This window comes from Pseudomonas veronii (genome assembly GCF_001439695.1).
Taxonomy (GTDB): domain Bacteria; phylum Pseudomonadota; class Gammaproteobacteria; order Pseudomonadales; family Pseudomonadaceae; genus Aquipseudomonas; species Aquipseudomonas veronii.
In genome coordinates, this window is the sequence record NZ_JYLL01000022.1 from 84,436 (window position 1) to 94,026 (window position 9,591).

Consider the following 9,591-nt stretch of genomic DNA (forward strand, 5'->3'; position numbering starts at 1 on the left):
TATACCCCAAAAAGGCTTACCAGAACCGCTGCTGGGTCAACCGGCTCCACCAGGTCAGCAGCACGCGGTCCACCGAACCGCTGGCCGCCAGGCCCACGCGCTCTTGCAGGCTCTTGCGCTCAGAGTAATGCAGGTGGAATACCTCGGCGGTCTTGGCCTTGGTGGCCAGGTATTCGTCGCTGGTTTGCAGCTCGTCGACCAGTTGCTTGTCAAGGGCTGCAACACCCAGCCACACTTCCCCGGTCGCCACTTCGTCGATCGCCAGCTGCGGGCGATAGCGCGACACGAAGTTCTTGAACAACTGGTGAGTGATGTCCAGGTCTTCCTGGAACTTCTCCCGGCCCTTATCGGTGTTTTCGCCAAACACGGTGAGGGTGCGTTTGTATTCGCCGGCGGTCAGCACTTCAAAGTCGATATCGTGCTTTTTCAACAGGCGGTTGACGTTGGGCAACTGCGCCACCACCCCGATGGAACCGAGGATCGCGAACGGTGCGCTGATGATCTTCTCGCCAATGCACGCCATCATGTAGCCGCCGCTGGCCGCGACCTTGTCGATGCACACGGTCAACGGCACGCCCGCCTGGCGAATCCGCGCCAGTTGCGACGACGCCAACCCGTAGCTGTGAACCATGCCGCCGCCGCTTTCCAGGCGCAGCACCACTTCGTCCTTGGGCGTGGCCAGGCTCAGCAAGCCAGTGATTTCATGACGCAGGCTCTCGGTGGCCGAGGCCTTGATGTCGCCGTCGAAGTCGAGCACGAACACCCGTGGCTTGGCCTCGGGTTTCTTTTTGCTGTTCTTCTTTTCGGCTTTGCTTTCAGACTTGCGCAGGGCCTTGAGCTGATCCTTGTCGAGCACGGTCGATTCAAGGCGCTCGCGCAGGCCTTTGTAGAAATCATTCAGCTTGCTGACCTGCAACTGGCCAGCCGATTTGCGACGACCTTTGCTGCGCAGTGCCGCGAAGCTGATCAGTACCACCAGAATCGCGACCACCAGGGTGACGGTCTTCGCCAGAAAGCTCGCGTATTCAGCCAAAAAATCCATGTGTCTCCTTAACAATGCACGGCGCCAGGCGCGGATCGCCCAAGCATACCGACGGGACCGCCGGGGAGCCAGTGCTCAAACCGCCAGCAGGCAGGCGCTCTAACACGCTTTTAAAACAAGCGTATGTTTTTTCATTGACAGCTCGCAGGCATCCTCATAACCTCGCCAGACTTTCAACGTACCGGGAAAACGGACGTGGGCAGCATCTATCTGATTCGACATGGCCAGGCCTCCTTCGGTGCAGACGACTATGACGTCCTGTCGCCCGTCGGCGTGGAACAAGCGCAAATCCTCGGTCGCCACCTGGCAGACATGGGCATGACGTTCGACCGCTGCGTCGCCGGCGACCTGCGCCGCCAGCAGCACACCGCCACGGCCGCATTCGATCAATACAGCGCCCTCGGCCTGGCGGTTCCAGCCCTGGAAGTCGACAGCGCCTTCAACGAATTCGACGCCGACGCGATCATCCGCGCCCTGCTCCCCGACCTGCTCACCCGCGAACCCGACGCCCTGGACATCCTGCGCAACGCCGCGCAGAACCGCAGCGAGTTCCAGCGCATCTTCGCCCTGATCATCGAGCGCTGGGTGGCCGGCACTTACGATACGCCGGGGCTGGAAAGCTGGCTGGGGTTTGTCGAGCGCGTCCAGGGTGGCCTGCAGCGTCTGCTGGAAGCGGCCGACAACACGCACAAGATCGCCGTGTTTACCTCCGGCGGCACTATTACTGCCCTGCTCCACCTGATTACCCGGATGCCGGCCGCCCAGGCCTTCGAACTGAACTGGCAAATTGTTAACACCTCGCTCAACCAGCTGAAATTCCGCGGTCGCGAGGTGGCACTGGCTTCCTTCAACAGTCATACCCACTTGCAACTGTTGAAGGCGCCGCAGCTCATCACTTTCCGATGAAGTGCGGCCAACCGTGACCCCAAGGTCGCTGGACTCTACCCTAAAGGATCGAAACCATGACTGACGTAGCTAAAGCCGTAGAAGCAATGAAAGCCAAATTCAACCCAGCCGCTGCTGCCGGCCTGGACCTGGTATTCGGTTTCTGTATCGATGACAGCGAACACTTCTCGCTGATCGTCAAAGACGGCACCTGTGAACTGCAGAAAGGCGAAAACCCAGACGCCCTGGTGACCCTGGTCATGAACGGCGAAACACTGAAAGGCATCGTCAGCGGCGAAACCGACGGCATGCAGGCCTTCATGAGCGGCAACCTGCGCACCGAAGGCGACATGATGCTGGCGATGAAGCTGAGCGATCTGTTCCCTTCCTGAGAACGCTGGCTGTAACGCACGCATTGAAATGACAAATCCCGCCAATGGCGGGATTTGTCGTTTCTCGGCCGGCGATCAGCGATCAGCGGCGTCGACTTTCTTGAACTGCTCCAAATCTGGTGGGGGATGGCAGCGTTCGCCATGATCTACATCCTTGTAAAACTCGGGGCGGCGAATTTACCCGATTCAAGGCATGGACGGTACATGCAACAGCAACGCCACCAACGCACTCCACCCCGTCTGGTGTGACGCCCCCAACCCGCGCCCAGTCTCCCCATGGAAATACTCATGGAACAACACCAGATCACGGCTGGCCGGGTCCGCCTCCAACTGCGCATACCCGGCCATCGACGGACGCAGGCCATTGTCATCCCTGAGGACCAATCGGCTCAGACGCTGGCTGAGGCTGTCGGCGACTTCCTCCAGGGACGACAGATAACCACTGCCCGTCGGATACTCCACCGAGAAGTTATCCGCGTAGTACCGATGAAACTCGCGCAACGATTCGATCAGCATGTAATTCACCGGCATCCACAACGGCCCGCGCCAGTTGGAATTGCCGCCGTACAGACGCGAATCGGACTCACCGGGTTGGTAACGCGCGCACAACGTGTCGCCGTTCATCTTCAGCGCCAGGGGCTGCTCGGCAAAGGCCTTGGACATTGAGCGCACGCCAAACGCCGAAAGAAACTCATCGTCATCCAGCATGCGCCGCAGCAAGTCCTTGGTGCGCTCGCCGCGCAATAACGCCAGCAACAGGCGATTGCCCTGCCCCGGTTCGTTCCAGCGCGAGACCAGCTTGGCCAGGTCCGGCCGGTGGTGCATGAAGCCCAACAGCCGCTCACGCAAGCCTTCGAGGCCCTCATGCTCGCGCTGTTCCAGCACCAGCACGGCGAACAGCGGCATCAGGCCGACGATGGAACGCAGGCGCACCGGTTCGTTCTGACCGTCGGGACGGTGCAGTACGTCGTAGAAGAACAGGTCCTGTTCGTCCCACAGGCCCTCGGCGCTGTCGTCGACACGGTTGATCGCGCCAGCGATATACAGGAAGTGCTCGAAAAACTTCACCGCGATATCGACGTACACAACATTGCGCTTGGCCAGTTCCAGCGCGATACGCATCAGGTCCAGCGCATACGCCGCCACCCACGCCGTGCCGTCGGCCTGATCCAGTTGGTAGCCCGGCGGCAGTGCGGCCGAGCGGTCGAACAAGGCGATATTGTCCAGGCCGAGGAACCCACCCTGGAACAGGTTGCGCCCTTCGGCATCCTTGCGGTTGACCCACCAGGAGAAATTCAGCAGCAACTTGTGGAAGATCCGCTCCAGGAAATCCATGTCGCCGACGCCGGTCAACGCCTTGTCCTGCTGATACACCCGCCAACAGGCCCAGGCATGCACCGGCGGGTTGGCGTCGTCGAAGCGCCATTCATAGGCCGGCAACTGGCCGTTGGGGTGCATGAAGCGGTCCTTCACCAGCAGCAACAGTTGTTGCTTGGCATACCCCGGATCGATCAGCGCCATGGCCACCGCCTGAAAGCCCTGGTCCCAGGAGGCGTACCACGGGTATTCCCAGGTGTCGGGCATGGAGAGGATGTCGAAGTTGGACAGGTGCCGCCAATGGCTATTGCGCCGTTGCAGGCGTTCGGGCGGCGGCGCGGGTTGGGTCGGGTCGCCGTCGAGCCATTGGTTCACGTCGAAATAATAGAGCTGCTTGGACCACAGCAAACCGGCCAGGGCCTGGCGCTGCACATTGCGCGCGTCGGCGTCGGCGATGCCCTGCTGCAACGCGGCGTAGAAGTCATCGGCTTCCTGGCGGCGCTGTTCAAACAGCTTGCGCGCATTGACCTCGGGCGCGTCCTTGGGCGCAAAGCGCAGATACACGACTTTGCGCTCCAGACCCGCCAACTCCAGGACGAAACGCGCGGCCGCCTTGGTGCCGCTGTCGCGGCGAATCGCGGTTTCCTGCCCCGCCACCACGTAATCGTTGATCCCATCCTTGAACGGCCCCGGCGCCGGTTGCCCGTCCAGCTTGGGGGCGTTGCTTTCGTTTTCGCAGAACAGCCATTCGACGCCGTCCTGACCCCAGGCGCTGAGGTGGCGGTCCGGCAATTCATGATGCCGCGCCAGCACGCGCTCGCCGTCCAGCCGCAACTGCGGTTTCGGCGCGCCGACGGTCCAGCTCCAATCATTGCGCGCCCACACCTGCGGCAGCACTTGCAGGCGTGTCGGCTGGTCGGAGCGGTTGTGGACGCTGACGCGCATGAAGATATCGTCGGGCTGGTGCTTGGCGTATTCGACGCTGACATCGCAATACCGGTTGTCTTCAAACACGCCGGTATCGAGGATTTCGTACTCGGCGTCCGCCAGCCCGCGCTGGGCGTTTTCGGCGATCAGGTCGGCGTAGGGAAACGCCGCGTGGGGATATTTGTAGAGCATACGCATGTAGGCATGACTCGGCACACCGTCGACGAAAAAGTACAGTTCCTTGACGTCCTCACCGTGGTTGCCCTCGGCGTTGTTCAGGCCGAACAGGCGCTCCTTGATGATCGCGTCACGCTCGTTCCACAGCGCCAGGCCCAGGCACCAGCGTTGCGCCTTGTCACTGAACCCGGCCAGGCCATCCTCGCCCCAGCGGTAAGCGCGGCTGCGCGCATGTTCGTGCGGGAAGTAACGCCAGGCATCGCCGTCGGCGCTGTAGTCCTCGCGCACCGTGCCCCATTGGCGTTCGCTCAGGTACGGGCCCCACTCGCGCCAGCACTCGGCGGAATCGGCGGCCAGGCGCTGGCCTTCAGTGGTTTGCACAATAGTGGCGCTCATCCAATCCTCCCTCAGCCATCGCGTAAGGCCAGTGTAGAACCCATTCCCGGCGGGATGCACATGAAGACGGTTTTACCCCACTCATTCGTTTGCAGAATGAAGTCCAGAGGAATCTTCGTTTGCGCGGGCCTGCGGCGCCCAACAGAATCGGGGGTAACGGCATTCATTACTCTTACCGCAGCCAGGAATTTTTCTATGCCCAGCACCGCGTTTATCAGCCCCGACGACATCCGCAAAGGCTTTTCCAAGGCCATGTCCGACATGTACCGCGATGAAGTGCCCCTGTACGGCGCGCTGATGGAGCTAGTGGCCGACATCAACCGCCGCGTGCTCGACGCCGACCCGAGCCTGGCGCAACAACTGCAACGGACCGGCGAAATCCAGCGCCTGGACATGGAACGCCACGGCGCCATTCGCCTGGGTACCGCCGCCGAACTGGCGACCATCCGCCGCCTGTTCGCGGTGATGGGCATGCAACCGGTGGGCTACTACGACCTGACCCCGGCCGGCGTGCCGGTGCATTCCACCGCATTTCGCGCCGTGCATGAATGCGCGCTGCAAACCAGCCCGTTTCGCGTATTCACCTCGTTGCTGCGCCTGGAGCTGATCGAGAACCCCGAACTGCGCGCCTTCGCCGAAGCCGCCCTGGCCAAGCGTTCGATCTTCACCCCCGGCGCCCTCGCCCTGATCGAACAAGCGGAACGCGATGGCGGCCTCAACGCTGACGACGCCGAGGCATTCATCCGCCAGGCCCTGGAAACCTTCCGCTGGCACCACACCGCCACCGTCACCGCCGCGCAGTACCGGCAACTGAGCGACCAGCATCGCCTGATCGCCGACGTGGTGGCCTTCAAGGGCCCGCACATCAACCACCTGACCCCGCGCACCCTGGATATCGACCAGGTCCAGGCCGCCATGCCCGGCAAAGGCATCACCCCCAAAGCCGTGATCGAAGGCCCGCCGCGCCGCCACTGCCCGATCCTGCTGCGCCAGACCAGCTTCAAGGCCCTCGACGAAACCATCGCCTTCACCGACGCCCAAGGCAGCCACAGCGCGCGTTTCGGCGAAATCGAACAACGCGGCGTCGCCCTCACACCCAAAGGCCGCACGCTGTACGACCAACTGCTGAATGCCGCCCGCGACGCACTCGGCGCCTTCCCCAACGAAGCCAACGCCGCGCATTACATGCACTTGATGGAACAGCACTTCCAGGCCTTTCCGGACGACCACACACAAATGCGCGAACAAGGCCTGGCCTACTTCCGCTACTTCGCCACCGACAAAGGCCTCGCGGCACGCGGCCAAGCCGACCAACCGCGCACGCTGGACGCGCTGATCGCCGCCGGTCACGTCGATGTAGAACCGCTGGTGTATGAGGATTTTCTGCCGGTGAGTGCCGCGGGGATTTTCCAGTCGAACCTGGGGGATGCAGCGCAAAGTCACTACGCAGCCAATTCGAACCAGGCCGAATTCGAACAGGCACTGGGGCGCAAGACCCTTGATGAGTTGGCGCTGTATGCCGAGACGCAACAACGCTCGATGGATGAATGCACTCACACGCTACTGGCCTGAAACAAACTGCCCGCCCGGCTCAGCAGCGCAATCCTCGCGCCCTATAACCCCCCAGAGCCGGGTGGACGGCGGGCATCATAAGTATCGGAGGGAAGGATGTCGTTCAGCCAAATCTGAAAAAATGTGCAAGGGAGCGACTGACGCGCTCCCTGCGGGGTGAATGGATCGCGCGCTTTACTCCAGCAAACCCTTGATCTCATCTTTAACCAACAAGCGTTTTTCCTTTAACTTCTTCAGCTCCTCATCGCTGCCGGCCGCCTTTTCAGCGCTCACCACCAGTTCGTCGACGGCGTTGTATTTATCAAACAGCGCGTTCAGACGCGGATTTTTCGCCCGGTGTCCATCGACTTCGTCCTTGCTCAAACCCAAGTCCTGATACAGGTCGTGTTTCACTGGCATGGCCTACCTCCGCAAGTTGATCAATGATTACGCCCTTGAAGCTAGCCCATTCCAGGGGGTCTTGTCATGTTTGCGGGCAAACCAGTTCCGTTCGTCGCTACACCGGCGATGGAATCAAACCTTTGCCGCGCCCTGCCCTCCACTGTAGATCGCCACCCGAGGGAGACCGGTTTCATGAATCACGCCGCCACCGCTGTCGACACCCAATGCATCAACACCCTGCGCACCCTGGCCATGGATGCCGTGCAGAAGGCCAATTCCGGCCACCCCGGCACGCCCATGGGCCTGGCGCCGGTGGGGTATACGCTGTGGAGTCGCTTCCTGCGTTATCACCCGGAGCATCCCGACTGGCCCAACCGCGACCGTTTTGTGTTGTCGGTGGGGCATGCATCGATGCTGCTGTATTCGTTGCTGCACCTGGCCGGCGTGGTCGAGATCGACGCCCAGGGCCAGCGCTCGGGGCTGCCGGCGATCAGCCTGGACGATATCCAGCAGTTCCGGCAGATGGGTTCCAAGACCCCAGGCCACCCCGAGTACCGCATGACCACCGGCGTAGAAACCACCACCGGCCCCCTCGGCCAGGGGTGCGCCAACAGCGTCGGCATGGCCATGGCCGGGCGCTGGTTGGGCGAGCGCTTCAACCGCGACGGCCAAGTGCTGTTCGACTACAACGTCTACACCCTGTGCGGCGACGGCGACATGATGGAAGGCATCAGCAGCGAAGCCGCCTCCCTGGCCGGGCATTTGCGGTTGGACAACCTGTGCTGGATCTATGACAACAACACCATCAGCATCGAAGGCCACACCGAACTGGCCTTCAGCGAGGACGTGATCCAGCGCTTCCAGGCCTATGGCTGGCACACCTTGCACGTGACCGATGCCAACGATCTGAGTGCTCTGAGCACGGCGCTGGAAACCTTCCAGCGCAATACCGGTGCGCCGACCCTGATCGTGGTCGACAGCGTGATCGGCTACGGCTCGCCGCACAAACACAACACCGCCGCCGCCCATGGCGAGCCGCTGGGCGAGGCGGAGATCCGCCTGACCAAGGCCGCGTATGGCTGGCCGGAAGACGCCAGCTTCCTGGTGCCCGAGGAGGCGCGCACGGTGTTGCGTGATGCATTGCACGCGCGGGCCGAGCCGTTGTACCGACAGTGGCAGCAAACCCTGGCGTCCCTCGACCCGCAACTGGCCGACGAACTGCAACGCATGCGCGCCGGGAACATGCCCGAGCAATGGCAAGCTGAACTGCCCAGCTTCGACCCCGACGCCAAGGGCGTGGCCAGCCGTGCCGCCGGCGGCGCGGTGCTGAATGCCTTCGCCCGGCAGATTCCCTGGCTGCTGGGCGGTTCGGCGGATTTGTCGCCGTCGACCAAAACCAACCTGACCTTCGACGGCGCCGGACGCTTCAGTGCCGACGACTACAGCGGACGCAACCTGCACTTCGGCATCCGTGAACATGCCATGGGGGCGATCGCCAATGGCATGGCGCTGTCCTACCTGCGCCCGTACACCTCGACGTTCCTGGTGTTCAGCGACTACATGAAGCCGCCGATCCGCCTCGCGGCAATCATGGAATTGCCGGTGGTGTTCGTGTTTACCCATGACTCGATCGGCGTCGGCGAAGACGGCCCGACGCACCAGCCGATCGAACACCTGAGCCAACTGCGCGCCACGCCGGGGTTGCTGACCCTGCGTCCCGGCGACGCGAATGAAACCCTGGAACTGTGGAAGATCGCGCTGGCCCAGACCCACCGGCCGAGCTGCATGGTGTTGTCGCGCCAACCGCTGCCGACCCTGGACCGCACGCAGTACGCAGCCGCGTCCGGTGCCGCCCAGGGAGCCTATGTGCTGGCCGGCGCCGCACACCCCGAGGTCATCCTGCTGGCAACCGGCAGCGAAGTCAGCCTGGCGGTGGCGGCGTATGAACAGCTCAAAGGCGAAGGCATTGCCGCGCAGGTGGTCTCGATGCCCAGCTGGGAGCTGTTCGAAGAGCAGCCCACCGCCTACCGCGACAGCGTACTGCCGCCAGCGGTGACCGCGCGGGTGGTGGTGGAACAGGCCGGTCCGTTGGGCTGGGACCGCTATGTCGGACAGACCGGCGCCAAAGTGGTGATGAACAGCTTTGGCGCATCGGCGCCCCTGGCCAAGTTGCAGGAGAAGTTCGGGTTTACCGTGGAGAATGTGGTGAAGCTGGCCAAGCAACAGATCCAACGGCAGGAACATTGATCACAACGGTGACTGACACTCCGCTATCGGGGGCAAGCCCCCTCCCACATTGACCGCATTCCCTTGGTTGATCGGCGGGGTTAGTGGCATTTGCTCATGCTCGGGTGCCGGCGGTGAGCCCCCACTCTCCCATGTGGGAGGGGGCTTGCCCCGGTACAGACCGGAGACATCCTTTACGTTTGAAACCGGAGACATCGTTTACATGTATTAATCATGGCCAGGAGGTAACTGGCCATGTCATGGAATCGAGAGTCC

The 9,591-nt window shown here is 62.3% G+C and carries 7 protein-coding genes; 4 read left to right on the plus strand and 3 right to left on the minus strand.

What is annotated here, in order from left to right:
• Positions 1 to 16: 16 nt before the first annotated feature.
• Positions 17 to 1,042: a protease SohB gene (gene sohB / locus TU80_RS22455; RefSeq protein ID WP_057005447.1), complete on the minus strand. Its 1,026-nt coding sequence runs from the start codon at positions 1,040 to 1,042 to the stop codon at positions 17 to 19.
• A gap of 195 nt (positions 1,043 to 1,237) precedes the next feature.
• Between sohB and TU80_RS22460 the strand changes: the two genes are divergently transcribed.
• Both TU80_RS22460 and TU80_RS22465 read left to right on the plus strand, forming a co-directional pair.
• Complete coding sequence (locus TU80_RS22460; RefSeq protein WP_046383101.1) at positions 1,238 to 1,948, plus strand: histidine phosphatase family protein; 711 nt, start codon at positions 1,238 to 1,240, stop codon at positions 1,946 to 1,948.
• Between the two features lie 56 nt (positions 1,949 to 2,004).
• Positions 2,005 to 2,319, plus strand: a complete 315-nt coding sequence (locus tag TU80_RS22465; protein WP_046383100.1) for an SCP2 sterol-binding domain-containing protein — start codon at positions 2,005 to 2,007, stop codon at positions 2,317 to 2,319.
• A gap of 186 nt (positions 2,320 to 2,505) precedes the next feature.
• On the opposite strand, the gene TU80_RS22470 is transcribed toward TU80_RS22465, so the two are convergent.
• Positions 2,506 to 5,136, minus strand: coding sequence for an MGH1-like glycoside hydrolase domain-containing protein (locus TU80_RS22470; RefSeq protein ID WP_057005448.1), 2,631 nt, complete (start codon positions 5,134 to 5,136; stop codon positions 2,506 to 2,508).
• A 195-nt stretch (positions 5,137 to 5,331) separates the two neighbouring features.
• On the opposite strand from TU80_RS22470, the gene hglS reads away from it, so the two are divergent.
• Complete coding sequence (gene hglS, locus TU80_RS22475) at positions 5,332 to 6,708, plus strand: 2-oxoadipate dioxygenase/decarboxylase HglS (RefSeq protein ID WP_057005449.1); 1,377 nt, start codon at positions 5,332 to 5,334, stop codon at positions 6,706 to 6,708.
• A gap of 174 nt (positions 6,709 to 6,882) precedes the next feature.
• On the opposite strand, the gene TU80_RS22480 is transcribed toward hglS, so the two are convergent.
• Positions 6,883 to 7,107: a DUF465 domain-containing protein gene (locus TU80_RS22480; RefSeq protein ID WP_046383097.1), complete on the minus strand. Its 225-nt coding sequence runs from the start codon at positions 7,105 to 7,107 to the stop codon at positions 6,883 to 6,885.
• 174 nt (positions 7,108 to 7,281) lie between these two features.
• Here TU80_RS22480 and tkt point away from each other — a divergent pair, with 174 nt between their 5' ends.
• Entirely contained in the window at positions 7,282 to 9,336 is a 2,055-nt protein-coding gene (gene tkt, locus TU80_RS22485) for a transketolase (RefSeq protein WP_057005450.1), read from the plus strand.
• Positions 9,337 to 9,591 lie beyond the last annotated feature (255 nt).

Bases quoted from the DNA above. Each gene is read 5' to 3' on its own strand.
- sohB (WP_057005447.1), bottom strand. From the start codon at position 1,042: ATGGATTTTTTGGCTGAATACGCGAGCTTTCTGGCGAAGACCGTCACC.
- TU80_RS22470 (WP_057005448.1), bottom strand. From the start codon at position 5,136: ATGAGCGCCACTATTGTGCAAACCACTGAAGGCCAGCGCCTGGCCGCC.
- tkt (WP_057005450.1), top strand. From the start codon at position 7,282: ATGAATCACGCCGCCACCGCTGTCGACACCCAATGCATCAACACCCTG.
- TU80_RS22465 (WP_046383100.1), top strand. From the start codon at position 2,005: ATGACTGACGTAGCTAAAGCCGTAGAAGCAATGAAAGCCAAATTCAAC.
- hglS (WP_057005449.1), top strand. From the start codon at position 5,332: ATGCCCAGCACCGCGTTTATCAGCCCCGACGACATCCGCAAAGGCTTT.
- TU80_RS22480 (WP_046383097.1), bottom strand. From the start codon at position 7,107: ATGCCAGTGAAACACGACCTGTATCAGGACTTGGGTTTGAGCAAGGAC.